The 18,934-nt window shown below is 63.3% G+C and carries 19 protein-coding genes, 1 tRNA gene and 1 pseudogene; 15 read left to right on the top strand and 6 right to left on the bottom strand.

All coding sequences use genetic code 11. The annotated features are described in order from the left end of the window. Nucleotides 1–41: 41 nt before the first annotated feature. The 3 genes from QQZ18_RS02010 to QQZ18_RS02000 all read right to left on the bottom strand — a co-directional run bounded on the left by QQZ18_RS02010 (nt 42) and on the right by QQZ18_RS02000 (nt 1,811). A tRNA-Glu gene (locus QQZ18_RS02010) sits at nt 42–116 on the bottom strand. A 104-nt stretch (nt 117–220) separates the two neighbouring features. Next, nucleotides 221–1,330: a D-Ala-D-Ala carboxypeptidase family metallohydrolase gene (locus QQZ18_RS02005; protein WP_284537587.1), complete on the bottom strand. Its 1,110-nt coding sequence runs from the start codon at nt 1,328–1,330 to the stop codon at nt 221–223. Between the two features lie 40 nt (nt 1,331–1,370). Beyond that, on the bottom strand, nt 1,371–1,811 hold the full coding sequence (locus QQZ18_RS02000; RefSeq protein ID WP_284537586.1) for a VOC family protein: 441 nt from the start codon (nt 1,809–1,811) through the stop codon (nt 1,371–1,373). 332 nt (nt 1,812–2,143) lie between these two features. Between QQZ18_RS02000 and QQZ18_RS01995 the strand changes: the two genes are divergently transcribed. Together QQZ18_RS01995 and QQZ18_RS01990 are read left to right on the top strand one after the other, a co-directional pair. Beyond that, nucleotides 2,144–2,719 (top strand): cold-shock protein, encoded by a 576-nt coding sequence (locus QQZ18_RS01995; RefSeq protein ID WP_284537585.1) that lies wholly within the window; start codon nt 2,144–2,146, stop codon nt 2,717–2,719. A 93-nt stretch (nt 2,720–2,812) separates the two neighbouring features. Next, on the top strand, nt 2,813–3,328 hold the full coding sequence (locus QQZ18_RS01990) for a DUF192 domain-containing protein (RefSeq protein ID WP_284537584.1): 516 nt from the start codon (nt 2,813–2,815) through the stop codon (nt 3,326–3,328). A gap of 30 nt (nt 3,329–3,358) precedes the next feature. Here the strand turns inward: QQZ18_RS01990 and QQZ18_RS01985 are convergent, their stop codons facing one another. Beyond that, on the bottom strand, nt 3,359–5,197 hold the full coding sequence (locus QQZ18_RS01985; protein ID WP_284537583.1) for a potassium/proton antiporter: 1,839 nt from the start codon (nt 5,195–5,197) through the stop codon (nt 3,359–3,361). Nucleotides 5,198–5,575: 378 nt separating this feature from the next. On the opposite strand from QQZ18_RS01985, the gene QQZ18_RS01980 reads away from it, so the two are divergent. The 4 genes and pseudogenes from QQZ18_RS01980 (at nt 5,576) to QQZ18_RS01965 (ending at nt 9,201) form a co-directional block, all read left to right on the top strand. Then, a complete protein-coding gene (locus QQZ18_RS01980; protein WP_284537582.1) occupies nt 5,576–7,276 on the top strand; it encodes an ArnT family glycosyltransferase in 1,701 nt (566 codons plus the stop codon). A 10-nt stretch (nt 7,277–7,286) separates the two neighbouring features. Continuing rightward, nucleotides 7,287–7,919, top strand: a pseudogene (locus tag QQZ18_RS23700) (phosphatase PAP2 family protein); the annotation flags it as partial. Between the two features lie 210 nt (nt 7,920–8,129). Continuing rightward, nucleotides 8,130–8,885 (top strand): glycosyltransferase family 2 protein, encoded by a 756-nt coding sequence (locus QQZ18_RS01970; RefSeq protein ID WP_284538804.1) that lies wholly within the window; start codon nt 8,130–8,132, stop codon nt 8,883–8,885. Next, a complete protein-coding gene (locus QQZ18_RS01965; RefSeq protein ID WP_284537581.1) occupies nt 8,878–9,201 on the top strand; it encodes a lipid-A-disaccharide synthase N-terminal domain-containing protein in 324 nt (107 codons plus the stop codon). The genes QQZ18_RS01970 and QQZ18_RS01965 overlap by 8 nt, the downstream gene beginning before the upstream one ends. Nucleotides 9,202–9,209: 8 nt before the next feature. Here the strand turns inward: QQZ18_RS01965 and ruvX are convergent, their stop codons facing one another. Together ruvX and QQZ18_RS01955 are read right to left on the bottom strand one after the other, a co-directional pair. Next, nucleotides 9,210–9,704 (bottom strand): Holliday junction resolvase RuvX, encoded by a 495-nt coding sequence (ruvX, locus tag QQZ18_RS01960; protein ID WP_284537580.1) that lies wholly within the window; start codon nt 9,702–9,704, stop codon nt 9,210–9,212. Nucleotides 9,705–9,759: 55 nt separating this feature from the next. Continuing rightward, nucleotides 9,760–10,647: a GGDEF domain-containing response regulator gene (locus QQZ18_RS01955; protein WP_284537579.1), complete on the bottom strand. Its 888-nt coding sequence runs from the start codon at nt 10,645–10,647 to the stop codon at nt 9,760–9,762. A gap of 443 nt (nt 10,648–11,090) precedes the next feature. Here QQZ18_RS01955 and gatC point away from each other — a divergent pair, with 443 nt between their 5' ends. The 9 genes from gatC (at nt 11,091) to QQZ18_RS01910 (ending at nt 18,924) form a co-directional block, all read left to right on the top strand. Beyond that, entirely contained in the window at nt 11,091–11,378 is a 288-nt protein-coding gene (gene gatC, locus QQZ18_RS01950; protein WP_284537578.1) for an Asp-tRNA(Asn)/Glu-tRNA(Gln) amidotransferase subunit GatC, read from the top strand. Between the two features lie 45 nt (nt 11,379–11,423). Continuing rightward, nucleotides 11,424–12,899, top strand: coding sequence for an Asp-tRNA(Asn)/Glu-tRNA(Gln) amidotransferase subunit GatA (gene gatA, locus QQZ18_RS01945; protein WP_284537577.1), 1,476 nt, complete (start codon nt 11,424–11,426; stop codon nt 12,897–12,899). 14 nt (nt 12,900–12,913) lie between these two features. Then, a complete protein-coding gene (gene gatB / locus QQZ18_RS01940) occupies nt 12,914–14,392 on the top strand; it encodes an Asp-tRNA(Asn)/Glu-tRNA(Gln) amidotransferase subunit GatB (protein ID WP_446728592.1) in 1,479 nt (492 codons plus the stop codon). A 207-nt stretch (nt 14,393–14,599) separates the two neighbouring features. Further along, entirely contained in the window at nt 14,600–15,379 is a 780-nt protein-coding gene (locus QQZ18_RS01935; protein WP_284537576.1) for a MotA/TolQ/ExbB proton channel family protein, read from the top strand. A 37-nt stretch (nt 15,380–15,416) separates the two neighbouring features. Next, a complete protein-coding gene (locus tag QQZ18_RS01930; RefSeq protein ID WP_284537575.1) occupies nt 15,417–16,280 on the top strand; it encodes an OmpA/MotB family protein in 864 nt (287 codons plus the stop codon). A gap of 66 nt (nt 16,281–16,346) precedes the next feature. Beyond that, complete coding sequence (locus QQZ18_RS01925) at nt 16,347–16,643, top strand: hypothetical protein (RefSeq protein ID WP_284537574.1); 297 nt, start codon at nt 16,347–16,349, stop codon at nt 16,641–16,643. 97 nt (nt 16,644–16,740) lie between these two features. Beyond that, nucleotides 16,741–17,448 (top strand): glutathione S-transferase N-terminal domain-containing protein, encoded by a 708-nt coding sequence (locus tag QQZ18_RS01920; RefSeq protein ID WP_284537573.1) that lies wholly within the window; start codon nt 16,741–16,743, stop codon nt 17,446–17,448. Nucleotides 17,449–17,793: 345 nt separating this feature from the next. Further along, a complete protein-coding gene (locus QQZ18_RS01915; protein ID WP_284537572.1) occupies nt 17,794–18,060 on the top strand; it encodes an SEL1-like repeat protein in 267 nt (88 codons plus the stop codon). Between the two features lie 186 nt (nt 18,061–18,246). Further along, a complete protein-coding gene (locus tag QQZ18_RS01910; RefSeq protein ID WP_284537571.1) occupies nt 18,247–18,924 on the top strand; it encodes an orotate phosphoribosyltransferase in 678 nt (225 codons plus the stop codon). Nucleotides 18,925–18,934 lie beyond the last annotated feature (10 nt).

Here is an 18,934-nt window from a genome sequence, read left to right as displayed (position 1 = left end):
AACGGCGATTCGGCTGCAATAATATCAAAGACTTGAAGGGGTGGTACGGCCTACGGGAATCGAACCCGTCTCTCCAGCGTGAAAGGCTAGTGTCCTAACCGATAGACGAAGGCCGCCCAACGAGGGGGGCTTATAGTGAGCTTCTTTCGGTTGGGCAAGAGCCAATCGGCATTTGTTGCGGCTTTTTTACAGCTTCGCCTATGAGCTTGAACGACAAGCGTTATCCGCGCCCCCGGCAAGACCAGCGCCATTCGCGCCGCCGGCCGGTGTCCACATGGATCGACTTGGTGTGGCAATAGAGCCCAAGGCCGCCGCGCGAGGGGTGGCCATAGAGATATCGCGCCAGGTCGTCGCGGGAGATGCCGGGCATGTAGAGGTCGAGCGCGTTGCAATAGAGATGCTGCGAATGCAGGGCGCCACGGACGCGCCGGTTGTGCGACGGCGACCGATAGCCGGAGGTGACGATGACCTTGCGGCTGAAGTGCCGTTCCGCGTCACGGATCATTCCGAGCAGCGCCGGCTTGACGCAGGACACGTTGATCGCCGAATGGGCGAGCAGCAAGCCGTTGGCGGCCTGGACGACCTCGCGCGGCAGGCCGGGCACGTAGTGGGCATAGGGCTGGACCTCGCCGTCGAACAGGCCGCGCGGGTCGCCGTCGGGGCCACGCGAGGCAAGCACGAGGTTGCCCTGCCATGCGACGCCCGGCAGCCCTTCGAACAGGTCCTGCTGCCGCTCCGGGCGGGATGTGTAGACGTTGACGAAGTCGTGATCGAGACCATCGTCGACCGGCGGCTTGGGTACCGCGATCTTGTTGGGATCGGCCTCGTCTTCGCCGGCAAGATCGGCTTCCGAAATCTCGTCGGTATCTTCCGGAGACGCCTGGACTGTCGGGCCGGACGCGGGCAGGGCGGTCGGTTCGACTTTGGCCACCGTCGTTTCCGGTGATGCCGGCTCAGTGTCGGCGGGTTTGTCGGTGGCTGCGGATTCGGCGGGCGGCGGGGTTGCCGGCTCGGTCTTCGGCTCCGAGGCGCCGAACAGCGAGGCGAAGAGACCCGTTGCCTTCGGTTTTTCCGCCGGGGCAACGGCAACCGCCATCGGCACCGCCGGCGTGTTGCCGGCGGCTGGCTTGGCTGTCTCTTCGGATGGTGCCGCAGGGGTATCGGCCGGCTTTTCTCCGGCGGCTTTCGCGCTCGTCTCGGCGTCGACCGTCGCCTTGACCTCGGCGATTTCGACTGGCGTGAGGGGCTTGAAGTCGGAACGGTCGAGCACCGCGCCGCAACCGGTCACGGCAAACGCCGCCAACAGGAGCAGTCCCGACCGAGGCGTCATGGTCGCCCTTCCTTTTCCGTCAGCCGTCGTCAAGGACGCCTTACCACTTGCCGGTGTTCGGCATCGAGACCCAGGGCTCGGCCGGCGGCAGGGCATCGCCCTTTTGCAGCAGCTCGATGGAAATGTTGTCCGGCGAACGAACGAAAGCCATCCGGCCGTCGCGAGGCGGTCGGTTGATGGTGACGCCACCCTTCATCAGTCGGTCACAGGTGGCGTAGATGTCGTCCACCTCGTAGGCGAGATGGCCGAAGTTCCGGCCTTCGCCGTAGGCTTCCGGGTCCCAGTTGTAGGTCAGCTCGACGAGCGGCGCGCTGTGGGCCCGGCCGGCTTCGACGTCGTCGGACGATGCCAGGAAGATCAGGGTGAATCGGCCGGCTTCACTTTCCGTCCGCCGGATTTCGGTCATGCCGAGGAGACCGCAGAAGAAGGCGAGCGACTTGTCGACGTCGGTTACCCGCACCATGGTGTGAAGATAGCGCATGTCGTTTCCCTCCGCTTTGGCCGTTGAAAGGCCGATTTAGGTTTCAGTCCGGCGGCGTAGTTATCCTCGGTACCGGGATGGATGCAAGACTTGGCGGCTTCCCCAGACGCGGCCTGTTTGACAGTGCTGTCAGGTCGTTTGCCGGAAGAGGTGTGAGAATACCCGCGATAACCGTGGCCCGCCGCGAGAAACGCGCGCAAAACCGTTAACAGCGGTTAACGAGGGGCTTGCGGAAGGGTGGCCTTCAGGTGGTATTTTAGCAGAAGAATCACGAATAGTCGGGGCGCGGAGTCATCCGCGCTTCTAGTAAGTGCCATCGTGGAGACTGGCTCATGGCCAAGGCTCAGTTTGTGTCGGAAGACAATAACGTCGACGAAGACGTCGGCGTGGAAGTCATTGAGGTCGCGGGCGTCATCAAATGGTTTGACGTCGCGAAAGGATTTGGCTTCGTCGTGCCGGATGAACCGGGCTTGCCGGATGTGCTGCTCCACGTCACCTGCTTGCGGCGCGACGGCTTCCAGACGGCCTACGAAGGCTCTCGCCTCGTCTGTGAGGCGGTGCGTCGGCAGAAGGGGCTGCAGGCGATGCGGGTGCTGTCGATGGACGAGTCGACCGCGGTGCACCCCTCGCAGTTGCCGCCGTCGCGCACCCATGTGCAGGTCACGCCCTCGAGCGGTCTCGAGCAGGTCGAGGTGAAGTGGTTCAACCGTGTCCGCGGGTTCGGCTTCCTGACGCGCGGCGACGGTAGCGAGGACATTTTCGTCCACATGGAGACGTTGCGCCGCTTTGGCATCACCGAGCTCCGGCCCGGCCAGCGGGTGCTGGTGCGCTATGGAGACGGCCCCAAGGGCAAGATGGTTGCCGAAATCCGTCCGGTTCAGCCTGGCGGCATACCTTCGTCACATTGATGCCCTAATGGGGCGACGCGCGGCGCCGGGCCCGCCCGGTGAGGCGTGTCTTTTCGTGTGAAAACGCCGAACAGTCAGGGATCGAAGGCTAAAATGTCGGAAGTCACCTCGTGGCGCCTGTTGATACGGGCGCTCGCCGCAGGTCTTGTAGCTGCAATCGCCATTCTCTACTTTTTCGGAAACGGCTCCAGTGCCAGCCAGGGTGACAATCCCGTCGGCGCGCGTTCCAGCCTCAGTGTGGAAACATCGACCGGCGTCTACCCCTATCAGGTCGAGGTTGCCGACAACGACGAGAGCCGGTCGCGCGGCCTGATGTTCCGTCGATCCATCGAACCGGAAACCGGCATGCTTTTCGACATGGGCGTCACCCGCGACGTCGCCTTCTGGATGCACAACACCTTCGTGCCGCTCGACATCATTTTCATCTCGGACGCTGGCAAGGTTGTTTCCGTGACCCACGGAGCCAAGCCGCAGTCGGACGCCCGCATCCCCTCCGGTTCCCCCGTTCGCTTCGTACTTGAAATCGCCTCTCCGGAGGCGAAGCGCATCGGTGTTTCGGTTGGCGACGTGGTGCGTCATCCGGTCATCGACGCCGTTTCCGGACGATAACCGGACGAGATTGCCCAAGCCAAGGTGCCGTCATTTCGTCGGGTCGGCCGGCTTTCCGGTATTCGAGAAGCGACGCTGAAGCCGGCTGTAGATGCGACGGACCAGCGTCTGCCGCGGCAGTTGCGGCGACCGCATGGAAAGATCGACCACATCCTCCAGACGCAAGCTTGCCTTGAGGACCTGTCCGTCCTCGACGACGCGCGCCACGACCTCGGCGTAGTTGGCGAGCGTCAACCGGCTTCCCGTGTGTAGCCGGGTGCCGTGACGGGCCAAGAAGGCCTCGGCGACGGTCAGGCCGGCGAGCTTCTGCGGAACCTGGATTTCATAGAAGGTGGCGAGGTCCGACAGGGGGGCGTCCGGCGACACTGCGAACTCGCCGAAGGCCGTGCGCTTGGCGGCCGCCACGGCTTCGGCGGACAGGGGCGCGAACAGCCTGTCGAGACGGTTGACGCGATCCTGGGGCGAGACGAAGTAGGCATAGTCGCCGCTCTTGATCTGGCCCGCCTCGGCGGCGTTCTTGACGACGCCGTCGCGCACCACGAGGATCGGTTTCAGCCAGGCGGGAAGGGAGGCCGGTCGCAACGCGGCATAACTGTCGGGCCTGACCGGATAGCCGACCATCTCGTTGTCGGTCTGGCCGGGAAGATCGATTTCGACACGGCTGGTGCTGGCCGCGGTCCGCTTGAGCGCCATGCCGAAGAAGCGGGCCGCCGGTGCGATGGTCCAGCCCTGAACGAGAAGCGATATCAGCACCACGAAAAACGCCACGTTGAAGTACATCGGCGCGTTGGGCACGCCGGCCAGTGTCGGCACGGTGGCGAGAAAAATGGAGACGGCGCCGCGCAGGCCGACCCAGGAGACGAAGTTGGTCTCCGGTGGCGTGAAACCGAACGGCTTCAAACAGATCCAGACTGCTGCCGGCCGACCGATGATCATAAGGAACAGGGAGATGGTCAGGCCCTGCGGCGCATACGTGATCAGATTGCTCGGGGTGACCAACAGGCCCAGCATCAGGAACATCACGATCTGGCAGAGCCAGGTGGCGCTTTCGAGGAACTTGCTGATGGTGGGGTAGGCACGAATGCCGCTGTTGCCCACGACGAGGCCGGCCACGTAGACGGCGAGGAACCCCGACCCGTCGAAATAGGAGGTGGCGCCGAACATGCTGACGGTCAAAGCGATGACGAATAGCGGGTGCAACCCTCCGGGCAGCGTCAGCCGGTTGATCGCCACGGTCGCCAAGGTTCCGCCGGCAACTCCCATGGCGCCGCCGAGCACCGCCTGTTTGGCGAGTTCGGTTAACGTGCCGAGGCCCGGCGACGAGTGGGCGACGGCGAGTTCGACGAGGACGAGGGTGAGAAAGACGGCCACCGGGTCGTTGGAGCCGGATTCGATCTCCAGCATCGAACCGATACGCGGCTTGAGTTGCAAGCCGCCCGTCTTGAGCAGGAAAAACACAGCCGCCGCATCGGTCGAGGCAACGATCGAGCCGAGCAGCAATCCTTCGGTCAGGCCGAAACCCAGAACGAGGTAGCTGAAGACGCCGATCAGAACGGCCGTCAGGGCGACGCCTACCGTCGCCAACGCGAGCGAGGGCGCCAAGGCCTCACGCGTTTCGGCGAGCCGCGTTCTGAGCCCGCCGTCGAACAGGATGATGGCGAGCGCACAGGACCCGATCAGGTAGGTGAGTCGGTAGTTGCTGAACTCGATCCCACCGGGGCCGTCGACCCCGGCCAGCATGCCGACCACCAGGAAGACGAGGAGCAGGGGGGTGCCGAAGCGCGAGGCCAGGAGGCTGGAGAGGATGCCGAGAAGGATCAGCGTCGCGCCCAAGGCCAAGACGAGGTTGGCGACCGCGATCTGATGCATAAGAACCTCGGGTACTTGCAAAATCCAGGGAGTCCGACCCTAGCATCCGAGTCCAGACCATTATGTGGCGCGGATGCCGGTTTCCGAAAACTCCATTCGGAGCGATGGGTTGTCATGGTTCGTCGATGCCCGTCATTCGCTCCGAAGACAGCGTCGGAGATGGGCAGACGACGGAGTCGAACCACGGATCGACATGCTTCCACATTGAGACGTCTTTGGGAACCGGTTCATGAAGGCCGCGTGATTTTTTCGTTTCAACGGACGGCCGGTCGGCCATTGCGTCATCAGGTTGCGCAAGTGTGATGCCCAGGCGTGGTTTTCCATGATAAGAGGCGCGCGTATTTTCCCCTTGGCGGGGTTCTCTGCGGGTTTCGATGCATGGACAGTGAGAGCGACAAAGAGACAAGCGAAGGCGAGGGGGCGGCTGCGGCGCCCGTGCCGGGCAAGGCAAGGCCGTTTGTTCGCCCCCATCTCGTCAATCTCCTCATCCTGGCTTTCGTCACCCTTGCGCTGCTCGCGCCGGGCATCTCCTTGCTGCCGCTCACCGACCGCGACGAAGCGCTTTACGTCCAGGCTTCCCATCAGATGCTGGAAACTGGCAACTGGGTGGACATCCGCTTTCAGGAGGAGCCGCGCTACAAGAAGCCGGTCGGCATCTACTGGATTCAAGCCGCGACCGCCGAACTGTCCGGTTACGCCGCGAACGCGCCGCTTTGGGTCTATCGGTTGCCTTCGCTGCTTGGTGCGGTGCTGACCGTGCTCTTCACCTACGGCATCGGCGCCACGCTCGGCACGAAACGGGCGGGACTGTTCGCCGGTCTCCTTGCCGCCTCGACGATGCTGCTGGGATTCGAGGCGCGCATCGCCAAAACCGACGCCATGCTCTGCGCCACGGTGCTTGCCGCCGAGTTCGCGTTGGCGCGCGCCTACGTCGATCCGGCGCGGGAGAGGTCGTTTCCCCGCAACGCCCTGTTCTGGACGGCCATGGGTATCGGCATCCTGATCAAGGGGCCGATCACGGTGCTGGTGGCTGGCCTTACGATTCTTGCCATTTCGGCCAAGGAGCGTTCGACGACGCTCTGGCAGTCGCTGTCGCCCGTCAAGGGCATCGTCTGGATGCTGCTTCTCGCTCTGCCGTGGCTTATCGCCATTGGCTGGATTTCGGGCGGCTCGTTCTTCACCCAGGCCGTTGGACGCGACATGCTCGGCAAGGTCGCTTCGGGGCAGGAGTCTCACGGGGCGCCGCCAGGCATGCATCTGCTTGTGGCGCTCGGCACCTTCTGGCCGTTGTCGGTGCTGGCGCCGCTGGCGGTCGTTCAGGCCTGGAAGTCCCGCCGCGAACCGGCGATCTTCTTTCTGATCGCCTGGGCGTTGCCCGGCTGGATCGTGTTCGAGGCGGTCGCCACCAAGCTGCCCAACTACGTGCTGCCTTTCATGCCGGCGTTGGCGGTGCTGATCGCCCTGCTTCTCGATCGTGGAACCCTTGGCCCGACGCGGCGGGGATGGCGCGTTTCGGTTGCCTTCATCGCGGTGGGCTCTCTTCTGGTTGGCTTCGGGCTGAACATCGCCTTTCTGATCTACCAGGGATATGCCAGCTGGCAGGGTCTGGTCGGCGCCGTGGTCGTTGCCTGCCTTGGCTTGATGGCAAGCCGGCTTTTGTCGTCCGGGCGTTTGCGGTCCGGTCTGGCGGCGACGATCGCCGCTTCCGGCGGCCTGATGCTGCTCGGTTATGTGATCCTTCTGCCGGCAGCGCGGCAGCTCTGGCTCAGTGACGATTTGGCCGAAGCCGTGGCCTCGGTTCGGCACTGCGAGGCGCCCGCGATCTCGGTGGTGGGCTATGGGGAGCCGAGTACGGTGTTCAGGCTCGGAACCACCCTTCTTCGGACGAGCGCGCCTGTCGCCGCCGAGGCCTTCCGGACCAATGAGTGCGCCGTCGCCATCGTTGCAGAGGACGCAAGGGACGAGTTCATGGCGGCCCTCGGTGAGGCCGAAAGGCCGGCGGAGCCCGCTGCCACCGTGTCCGGCCGCAACCTCAACGGCATGAAGCTCCGCACCATGCTGCTGTTCTCGAAGCCGTAGGGAGCCGGCCATGCTGATCAACAGGCGGCCGGCCCGCTGGCGCGACCCCGATGTCGTCAAGACGACTCTTTGGTTGGCCGGTCTCGTGACGGTGCTGGCCATCATCGTGTCGAGCCGGTTCGATGAGGAGGCTCGCGCCTGGGTCATGGCCGGTGGGCCGCCGGCCCCCATCTGGCCGCTGCTGTCGCGTATTGGGCAATCGGACTGGATGCTGATCCCCTCCGGGCTCGCGGTGATCGTTCTTCACTATCTCAACCGACCGAAGTTCGGCCCGAGGGGTGAATTTGAAGCCCTCTACGGCATGGTGCTGTTCTTCTTCACCGCCATCGCCGCCACCGGCATCGCCGTGTTGATCGTCAAGTATTCGCTCGGCTTTTCTCGCCCGTCGGTCGAGGGCGAGCGGGTGATACGGCTTTTCGCCTTCCGTCCGTCCTACGCGTCCTTTCCGTCGGGGCATTCGACCACGGCGGCGGCTTTCGCGCTGTCTCTCACGCTGCTGTGGCGGCCACTGGCCGTCGTTGTCTGGCCGCTTGCCATTGCCATCGGCGTGTCCCGGGTGATGGTGAACGCCCATCGAGTTTCCGACGTGGTGGCCGGCCTTTCCTTCGGCGCCTGGGGCACGCTGTTCGTCGCCGTATGGTTCGCCAGACGCGGCCGAGTGTTTCGTCTGTCGGAAAGTGGATTGCCGCTGCCGCTTCGCCATCGGATCGACACGATCTCCAGCGAGGGCAGAGCCTTGTTGACGCGGCTTCGGCTTGACATAAGCAGGCAGAGCATCGTTCCCGATATCTATCCCTCAGGAGCCGGGTTGCCGGACGCCGCGACGAGCGCGCATCCGGCCGGAGTGACCAGCATGATCGTACCGAAGCCTTCCGAGACGGGATTTGTCTCGGTCGTCATTCCTGCCCGCAATGAGGCGGACAACCTCGCGGTCATCGTGCCGGAGATTCTCGCGGCCATGGCCGGCCGGGCCTTCGAGGTGATCGTCGTCGACGACGGATCGACCGATGGCACGGGCGCGGCCCTTGCCACCTGGAAAGCCGAGGGCAAGCCGGTTCGCCACATTCGCCATGTCGAGGCTTGCGGGCAGTCGGCGGCGGTCCGCTCTGGAGTGCTCGCGGCGCGCGGCGAAATCGTCGCGACGATCGATGGCGACGGTCAGAACGACCCGGCCTACATCCCCAAGCTCATCGATGCGCTCGTTGCGGCCGGCCCCTCGGTGGGCATCGCCGCCGGGCAGCGCCTGAAGCGGACCGACGGTCTGGCCAAGCGCTACGCCTCGCGCTTCGCCAACTGGCTGCGCAACGCCATTCTGAAGGACGCGACGCGAGACACCGGCTGCGGCCTCAAGGCGGTCAGGCGCGATCTGTTCCTGCTGTTGCCCTTTTTCCACGGTTGGCATCGCTACCTTCCGGCGCTGGTGCTGCGCGAGGGGTATGGCGTTACCCATCTCGATGTCGTCGACCGTTCGCGCATGCACGGCGCATCCAACTACGGCATCTTCGATCGCGGACTGCAGGGCATACTCGACCTGTTCGGCGTCTGGTGGCTCAAGCGGCGCATCAAGCGTCTTCCCGTCGCCTCGGAAATCGGAAACGATCATGACTGATCTTCTCGCGCAATTCGCCGGTTGGCTTCACGACGTATTCGTCAAACAGCTCGATTTCTGGGTCATCCTGGGCTTTGTCGCCCAGTTCCTGTTCACCATGCGCTTCGTGGTGCAGTGGCTGGCCTCGGAGAAGGCCAAGGCCTCGGTGATCCCGGTCGCCTTCTGGATCTTTTCGCTGGGGGGCGGCTTCCTCCTGCTGGTCTATTCGATCGCGCGGCAGGATCCGGTGTTCATCGCCGGGCAGGGGCTCGGCCTTCTCATCTACATCCGGAACCTGATGCTGATCCGCAAGTCGACGAAACGGGCACCCGACTGATCCGGCGCCTAAAGCCGGCGAGGGTCATCGGCACGCGCGGCGAGATGCAGGCGGTCGAGAAACCCTTGCAGAATGAAGCTCGCCGCGAGCTTGTCGACCACTTCGTCGCGCCGACGGCGCGAAGCATCCGCCTCCAGAAGGGTGCGGGTGACGGCTGCCGTCGACAGTCGCTCATCCCAGAAAAAGAGCGGGCGCCGATCGAGCGGGGCGAGGTTGCGGGCAAAGGCGCGCGTCGACTGGGCCCGCGGTCCCTCGCTGCCGTCCATGTTGATCGGAAGGCCCATGACATAGGCGCCGACGCCATGTTTGTCGGCGAGCTCGATCAGCGCGGCGGCATCCTTGCCGAACTTGACGCGGGAAAGGGTCACCAGCGGCGTCGCGATCAGAAACCGCTCGTCGGACAGGGCGATGCCGATGGTCTTGGTACCGAGGTCGAGGCCGAACAGCCGCCGGCCCGGTTCCAGGTTGGCCACGAAGGTAACGGGGTCTTCGGCGTCGTTCATCGGTTCTGCCTCGTCATGCGGGGGAGGCCCTCCCTATCACGCTCCGGCGCCGACGTCAGGAGACGATTTCCGGCGAGGTGGCCGACACGCGGTCGCGACCGGTGTTCTTTGCCTGGTAGAGCGCGGAATCGGCGCGTCGGTACAGGTCATTGACCGTGTCGCCGGGGCGAAACTCGGCGACGCCGAAACTGGCGGTGATCCTTATGGTGTCGTCGCCGCGTTCTATGGCGAGCGCGTTGACCTGCTCGCGCAAGTATTCGGCGACCGAGACGCTGCCGTCGATGGGGATGCTGGGCAGGATCACGGCGAACTCTTCGCCGCCGATGCGGGAGAAATGCGAGTCCGGCGGCACCCGCAGCGTTCCGACCGAACGGATCACCTCGTCGCCGACGTCGTGCCCATAGATGTCGTTGATATGCTTGAAGTGGTCGATGTCGAACAGAATGAGCGAGAAGGTTCCGCCCAACTCGGCACCGGCGATTTCCGCGTCGAACCGCTGACGGAAGGCGCCGCGATTGAAAAGGCCGGAGAGCGGATCGACGGTCGCCATTTCGATCAGCCGACGCTGCATGATCAGCGTTCGCTCGGCAACCCTCAATCGGGCATTGAGTTCGTCCTGGCGCGGCGGCTTGGACATGAAGTCGTCGGCGCCTGCGTCGAGCACGCCGATCGAATGTTGCGCGTCGTTGGAGGCGGACATGCCGATGACGTAAAGCGGCCGACCGGTATCGGCGAGGAGGCGCGCTTCCCAACACAGCTCGGTGCCGGAAACGCCGCCGATCTCGAAACTGGTAATCAGCACCTCGGCTTGCGGCGTCGACTGAATGTAGTGAAGCGCCTCGCGACCGTCGGTGAAATAAGCGACGTCGTCACCACGAGGTTCAAGCATCCTCTGCAGGATCATCAGTCCGGTTCGACTGCCGTCGACGAGCACGATGTGCATGATACGCTTGGTATACCTGAAAAGAGGCAAGGTCGCCTTGAAAAGCCGGGAACTCATAGACCGCTTTTGTCGAATTCATCAATGAAAAAACAACGGATTCCCGCCAATCGCAGTTCAGAAAGCAGAACTTTGCAAAGACGGGTCAGGATAAAAGAACTGCCCTCGCAGGTGGCAGTTTAAAATATTCGTATGGATCAATATGTTAAGCGAGCGGTCGCGTATAAGGGACGTCGCACCGGGTTGCCAGGCTTCCAGAGAGGTCCGAAGGGCTTCATCGCACATGGCGACCTCTCTTCGAGGTTGTGGCGCGCCGGGCGGTGCGACTCACTTACGGATTGGCACCAAATTGCCCGTCGCGACATCGGAGGCATGAGGAAGCGGGTGGCTCCGGGGCGCGACCGGTGCTATACGCGGGACATTCCAGTCTGTTCGAGGGAATCTACATGTCCGTGGATACGGCTACCGTGCGCCGCGTTGCGCGTCTCGCCAGGATCAAGGTCACAAATGACGAGGCGGAGCGCATGACCAATGAGCTCAATTCCATTCTCGGATTCGTAGAGCAATTGAACGAGGTCGACGTTGCCGGCGTCGAGCCGATGACCTCCGTAGTGTCGGTGAAGATGCGCCGCAGACAGGATGTCGTCACCGATGGGGAGGATGCCGTGGCCATCACGGCCAACGCCCCCGTCTCCGAGGACAACTTCTTCCTGGTGCCCAAGGTGGTCGAGTAACTCCCGCCAGACACCGGTTTCTCACGATTTTTCGGGATTTCCGCAGTGACCGATCTCACCTCACTTACCCTTGCCGAGGCGCGCGATGCGCTGAAGGCCAAGTCCTTCACCGCCGTCGAGCTGACGGACGCCTATGTCGCCGCCATGGAAGAGGCGCGCGTGCTCAATGCCTACGTCGCCGAGACGCCGGAGATGGCGCGCGACATGGCCAAGGCGTCCGATGCGCGGATCGTGGCCGGAAAGGCCGGGCCGCTCGAGGGTCTGCCGCTTGGCATCAAGGACCTCTACGCCACCAAGGGCGTTCACACCCAGGCCTGCAGCCACATTCTCGACGGCTTCAAGCCGCCGTACGAGAGCACGGTCAGCGCCAATCTGTGGGCCGACGGCGCCGTCATGCTGGGCAAGCTCAACATGGACGAGTTCGCCATGGGCTCGTCCAACGAAACCAGCCATTACGGTTCGGTGGTCAATCCCTGGCGGCGCAATGGCTCCGACGTCAATCTGGTGCCCGGCGGATCCTCGGGCGGTTCGGCCGCGGCCGTTGCCGCGCGCCTCTGCCTTGGCGCGACGGCGACCGACACGGGCGGCTCGATCCGTCAGCCGGCGGCGTTCACCGGCACCGCCGGCATCAAGCCGACCTACGGGCGCTGCTCGCGCTGGGGGCTCGTCGCCTTCGCATCGTCGCTCGATCAGGCCGGCCCGATTGCCCGTGACGTGCGCGACGCGGCGATCTTGCTGAAGTCGATGGCTTCGGTCGATCCCAAGGACACGACCTCGGTCGACGTCCCCGTTCCCGACTACGAGGCTGCCGTCGGCAAGTCGGTGAAGGGCCTCAGGATCGGAATTCCCAGGGAATACCGCCTGGAGGGCATGTCGGCCGAGATCGACGCGCTTTGGCAGAAGGGTATCGACATTCTGCGCGAGGCAGGAGCCGAGATCGTCGACATTTCGCTGCCACATACCAAGTACGCTCTTCCGGCCTACTATATCGTGGCGCCGGCCGAGGCTTCGTCGAACCTCGCCCGTTACGATGGCGTCCGCTACGGCCTGCGCGTGCCGGGTTCCGATATCATCGACATGTACGAGAATACCCGGGCCGCCGGTTTCGGTGACGAAGTGAAGCGCCGCATTCTGATCGGTACCTACGTGCTGTCGGCCGGTTACTACGACGCCTACTATCTGCGCGCCCAGAAGGTGCGCACGCTGATCAAACGCGATTTCGAGCAGGTCTACGCCGCTGGCGTCGACGCGATCCTGACGCCGGCCACGCCCTCGGCCGCCTTTGGCATCGGAGAGAAGGCCGACGCCGATCCGGTGGAGATGTACCTCAACGACGTATTCACGGTGACGGTCAACATGGCCGGCTTGCCGGGCCTCGCCGTACCGGCCGGATTGTCCGCCGAAGGACTGCCGCTCGGCCTGCAGCTGATCGGCCGGCCGTTCGACGAGGAGACGCTGTTCACCTTGGGGTCGGCGATCGAGAAGGCCGTCGGTACCTTCAGCCCGGCGCAGTGGTGGTAAGGGGAGAGAAGAACATGAACATGGCTGTCCGCACCCCCGACCCCAAAAAACTCATCAAGGGCGCCACCGGCGACTGGGAGGTCATCATCGGCCTCGAAGTGCATGCGCAGGTCACCTCCAACGCCAAGCTGTTTTCCGGCGCGTCGGCGGTCTTTGGCGCCGAGCCGAACATGCACGTCTCGCTCGTCGACGCGGCGATGCCCGGCATGCTGCCGGTGATCAACGAGGAATGTATCGCTCAGGCGGTCCGTACCGGCCTCGGCCTCAAGGCCGCGATCAATCTCTACTCCGTGTTCGACCGGAAGAACTATTTCTACCCGGATCTGCCGCAGGGCTACCAGATCAGCCAGTACAAGCAGCCGATCGTGGGCGAGGGCAAGGTTCTGCTCGACATGCCGGAAGGCGTGGTGGAGATCGGCATCGAACGGCTGCATCTTGAGCAGGATGCCGGCAAGTCGATCCACGACCAGCATCCGACCATGTCCTTCGTCGACCTCAACCGGTCCGGCGTGGCGCTGATGGAGATCGTCTCCAAGCCGGACCTCCGCTCGTCGGAGGAGGTGAAGGCCTATCTCGCCAAGCTTCGCACCATCCTGCGGTATCTCGGCACCTGTGACGGCAACATGGAAGAAGGCTCCATGCGGGCCGATATCAACGTTTCCGTGCGTAAGCCCGGCGACCCGCTCGGTACGCGTTGCGAGATCAAGAACGTCAATTCGATGCGTTTCGCCGCGCAAGCGGTGGAGTTCGAGGCGCGCCGGCAGATCGGCATCCTCGAGGACGGTGGCAAGATTGACCAGGAGACCCGGCTCTACGATCCGGGCAAGGGCGAAACGCGCTCGATGCGCTCCAAGGAAGAGGCGCACGACTACCGCTACTTCCCCGATCCGGATCTTCTGCCGCTCGAACTCGACCCGGTCTGGGTGGAGACCCTGAAGGCCGGCCTGCCCGAACTGCCGGACGAAAAGAAGTCGCGTTTCGTCGCCGATTACGGCATCACGCCCTACGATGCCATGGTGCTGACGCTGGAGCGCGCTTCGGCTGACTATTATGAGCAGGTCGCCAAGAACCGCGATGGCAAGGCCGTCGCCAATTTCATGATCAACGAGCTGTTCGGTCGCCTCAACAAGGACGGCAAGGGCATCGAGGAGTCGCCGGTTGCTCCCGACCAGCTCGGCGCCATCGTCGACCTGATCGGTGACGGTACGATCTCCGGCAAGATCGCCAAGGACCTGTTCGAGATCGTCTACACCGAAGGCGGCGATCCGAAGAAGCTGGTCGAGGAGCGTGGCCTGAAGCAGGTTACCGACACGGGCGCCATCGAGAAGGCGGTCGACGAGGTGATCGCCGCCAATCCCGACAAGGCCGAACAGGCCAAGGCCAAGCCGACGCTCAGCGGCTGGTTCGTCGGGCAGGTGATGAAGGCCACCGGTGGCAAGGCCAATCCGCAGGCCGTCAACGATCTCGTCAAGCGGAAGCTCGGCATCGAGTGATCTGGGAAGGGGCGGCACAAGCTGCCGTTCTTCAAAGGCAATTTGCGGCTGGGCGGCCTTCGGGCCGCCCATTTGCTATGCGGCGGAAGGTTTGGTTAACCCTGTTCGTTAAGCCTGCCTTATCCCCATCATCCTTAATGTCGGCAGGCCGGGGCTCAGCAGCGCAAGCTGCCATGTATGTCTCATTCCCCCCGGTCTGAGCGACCGATGGATATTGCAACCCTTCTCGGTGTTTTCGGCGGCTTCGGCGTGCTTTACATGGCCGTTGTGCTTGAAGGTTCGAACATCATGATGTTCATGAACCTTCTGGCGACCAACGTCGTGATCGTCGGTGCTCTGGTGGCCGTTCTAGGCCGCTACACGCTGAAGACCTTCCCCGGGGCGGTGTTCGGCGGCTTCAAGGAAGCCGTCATGTACAAGACCCACGACACTTTCCATCTGCTCGACCAATTGACCGAGATCGCCGAAGTGGCGCGCAAGCAGGGGCCGCTCGGCCTTGAAAAGCTGGAAATCGACGAGCCGTTTCTCCAGAAGGCGATCCAGATGATCGCCGACGGCTATTCGGGCGAGACCATTCAGCACGTGTTGGAACGGGAACGCGACTTGCAGCACGAGCGTCTGCATATGGGGCACGTGGCGTGGGCCAAGATCGGTGAGGCAGCTCCTGGCATGGGCATGGTGGGCACGATCATCGGCCTCGTTTCGCTGTTCGCCCATATGTCCGACCCCAAGCAGATCGGCCCGGCCATGTCGATCGCCTTGTTGACGACTCTCTATGGAGCGGTGGTTGCCAACGTCATGGCCTGTCCGATTTCGGACAAGCTCGCCAACCGCGCCAACCACGAGGCGGAAATTCAGTCGATGATCATCGACGCGGTTCTGCTGATCCGCGAGAACAAGAGCCCGAAGCAGGTGCACGAGGAACTGCTTTCCTACCTGCCGCTCAAGCATCGCGCCAAGGCCGAGGCCGAGAAGGAAGCGGCCTGACGGGCCTGGGTGAGCGCAGAAACGGAAGGGCGGCAGCATGAGCGGCAAGAAGAAGGGGGGCGGCGGTGGCGGGCATGGCGGCGCGCCATGGGTCATCACGTTTGCCGATCTGATGAGCCTTCTCATGGCGCTCTTCGTGATGATCGTCTCCTTCTCCAGCCAGGACGAGCAGAAGCTGCACGAAGCGGCCGGGTCGATGCGCGACGCCTTCGGCTACCAGTCGGTGCAGCGGCCTGCCGGCATGATCGAACAAAACGGCATGCCGGAGAGAAAGTACCTGCGCAACGTTCAGCCGATGTCGCTGTCGGACGCGGTGGAGTTCGCCACCGACTTCAACGATCAGTACGAGAAGCAGGGACCGGAGGTGAACACCAACCGGTTCGAGAAAGCCGCCGAGAGCAAGCCGCGCGAATACCTCACCGCGTCCGAGTCGCTGCGGCAGGCTTTGCAGGATTTGCCCGACTACGCGGAGCTTTCCAAGCAGATCATCCTCAACGTTGCCGAGGATGGCCTTCACATCTCGATCATCGACCAGGATGGTCGACCGATGTTCGCCTCACAGTCGAGCGAGCCGACCGACCGCATGAAGATCTTGCTGTCGCGCATCGCGCCGGTCATCCAGCAGATGCCGGGCCGCCTGCAGATCATCGGCCATACCGAATCGACCGGAGATATGGCCGTTCCCGGTGCCGCCGCCTGGCAGTTGTCCACCGAGCGAGCCCTTGCCACGGCGGGAATCCTCGGCAGCTTCGGCCTCGGTCCGGGCAGCCTCGCCCAGGTGATCGGCGTCGCTGACAAGGACCCGATGTTCCCGGACGATCCCTTCCTCTCCGGCAATCGCCGCGTCGAGCTGGTGCTCCTCAAGGAAGCCCCCGCGCTTCCGAGCGAGAGCCCGTTCTGATCCCGCAAGGCTGGGACAAGCGATCGGATCGAGGCTCCGCCGGATGTAATCCGACGGGGCCGCCCAATGACCGATTCATCTCAATCCGATACCGGCGACCGCCGCCGGGAAGATCGCCACAGGACGCGCCTCAGGGGCGGCATCCTGAGGAGTCGCGAGGGGCGGCGGCTCGCCGACTGCCTGATCCGCGACCGCTCGGCGAGAGGCGCCAAGCTGGTTCTGGCCGAGACACGACCGCTGCCGCTCGACCTTGAGCTCGAGGACGAAGCGGACCATCGGCGCTACCACATCCGGATCATCCGACGCGATGGATTGGAAATCGGGGTCGTGATCGAAGGGGAGACGGCCGTCCCCTCCGCCTGAACACGCCAAGTTCATCTGTGGCCTCTTTTCGTCGTCAAGGGCAACCAATATGCTGCCCATTCTCAAACCGACTTCGGAAACGGGCGAGGAGAAGCCGATGACCGTGACCCAGACCAAGCCGATCGATCTCTACTATTGGCCGACGCCGAATGGCCACAAGATCACCATCCTGCTTGAGGAACTCGGCGTTCCCTACAATCTGCATTTCGTCAACATCGGCAAGGGCGACCAGTTCCTGCCGGATTTCCTGGCGATCTCGCCCAACAACAAGATGCCGGCCATCGTTGATCCCGAAGGGCCGGACGGCAAGCCGATCTCGGTGTTCGAGTCCGGTGCCATCCTTCTCTATCTCGGCCGCAAGTTCGGCAAGTTCTATCCGCAAGACGAGCGCAGCCGTGTCGAGGTGGAGCAGTGGCTGATGTGGCAGATGGCCGGCTTCGGCCCGATGCTCGGTCAGAACCATCATTTTGCGATCTACGCGCCAGAGAAGCTTCCCTACGCCATCAAGCGCTATCGGGACGAGACGCACCGTCTTTATGGCGTGCTCGAAAAGCAGCTCGCCGGCAAGGAGTATGTCTGTGGCGACTACTCCATTGTCGACATGGCTTGCGTCGGCTGGGCGCGCGGCTGGGAGCGGCAGGACATTAAGTCGGCCGAGTTCCCGAACGTAATGGCGTGGATCGATCGGGTGTCAAGCCGGCCTGCCGCTGCGAAGGCCCAGGCCATCACCGCGCCGACGCCGCCGAGCAATCTCGCCGACGACAAGGAAGCGCAGAAGGTGCTGTTCAACCAGCGCGCCCGCTGATCCCACCAAGTTATCAGGCTCTTTCATGACCGCTCCGACCGTTTCGGCCGGGGCGGTTTTGCTTTTCGTAGTCCAGAGATTTTTATGGCGAGCTCTATCCATGGTGAATCCATGGTTTCCACGGGTGAAGCAACGCTCGGGATGTGTTCGCCCCGAAATGGCGAAAGTCCGGAGAATCCATGGTTGATGGACGTTAAAGGTAACGTTCGATTCAGCTGTTGTTGTCCTCTCGTTAAGTCTGCAATTTAATCTGCTTTTTAATCAATTGGCGCAGCATGATCACATCTTCGGAAGACGAAGAAACGAGGCAGAAGACATCAGGTATACAGAACAGGGAATATGATCATGGCTCGTCTTGAACTGAACTCGATCGATCAACTTGCCGGCGGCGCCGGTGCCACCAGCGACATTCTTTACGAACTCGGCGTGATGTATGCCGTGGGGCGTGACGTCGAGCAGAACCTCATCGAAGCGCACAAGTGGTTCAACATCGCCGCCTTCCGTGGTTCCGAGAGTGCCGCCCGCTATCGCCGTGAACTCGCCGACGAAATGTCGTCGCTCGAGGTCGCGGCTGCCCAGCGCCAGGCGCGCGAGTGGATTTCGTTGCATTGATCGACGCGGCCGGCCCCGGAACGGGCCCCGCGGAACGATCTGGATATTGCATGCCCGAAGCAATGGGCAACTGACGGCGGTTCTTCCTGGGGGAAGGGCCGCCGTTTCGCATTGTCGTTCGGTGAAAGGCGGGACAGGGCGGGCAAGCTGTGCTATGGCCGGGCAAATCAGCTAGGGGACCCGTCTATGGACAAGTCGTTCATCGCCCGCGAGACCGCCCGCCTTCTGCTGGAGGTCGAGGCGATCCAGTTCAATCCGGAAAAGCCGTATATCTTCACCTCCGGCTGGGCGAGCCCGGTCTACACCGACTGCCGCAAGCTCATTTCCTTCCCGCGCCTGCGCAAGCGGCTGATGTCATTTGCCGAGGAGATCATTCTCTCGGAAATCGGCGCCGAGTCGCTCGATGCCGTGGCCGGTGGCGAGACGGCGGGCATTCCCTTTGCCGCCTGGCTGTCCGACCGGCTGGAATTGCCGATGCTCTATGTCCGCAAGAAGCCGAAGGGCTTCGGCCGCAACGCCCAGATCGAAGGTGACGTCAAGGAAGGCGCCCGCGCCATCCTGGTCGAGGATCTCGCCTCCGATGGTCGCTCCAAGCTGATCTTCACCAAGGCGATGCGCGATGCCGGCCTCCAGGTGAGCCACGCCTTCGTCGTGTTCCACTACGGCATCTTCCCGTCCTCGACCGAGGTGCTGGCCGCCGACGGCATCACGCTGCATGCGCTGGCCACCTGGTGGGACGTGTTGGCCGAAGCCAAGGCCTCGAACCGCTTCCCGGCGGCGATGCTGGCGGAAGTCGAGACGTTCCTGCACGCCCCGGCCGAGTGGTCGGCAGCCCATGGGGGCAGGGCGTCCTTCGAGGGGTAAGGGAAATGCC

The sequence above is a fragment of the Pleomorphomonas sp. T1.2MG-36 genome (genome assembly GCF_950100655.1).
In the GTDB taxonomy this organism is placed as follows: Bacteria; Pseudomonadota; Alphaproteobacteria; order Rhizobiales; family Pleomorphomonadaceae; genus Pleomorphomonas.
This window is presented reverse-complemented; position numbering and strand designations above follow the sequence as displayed.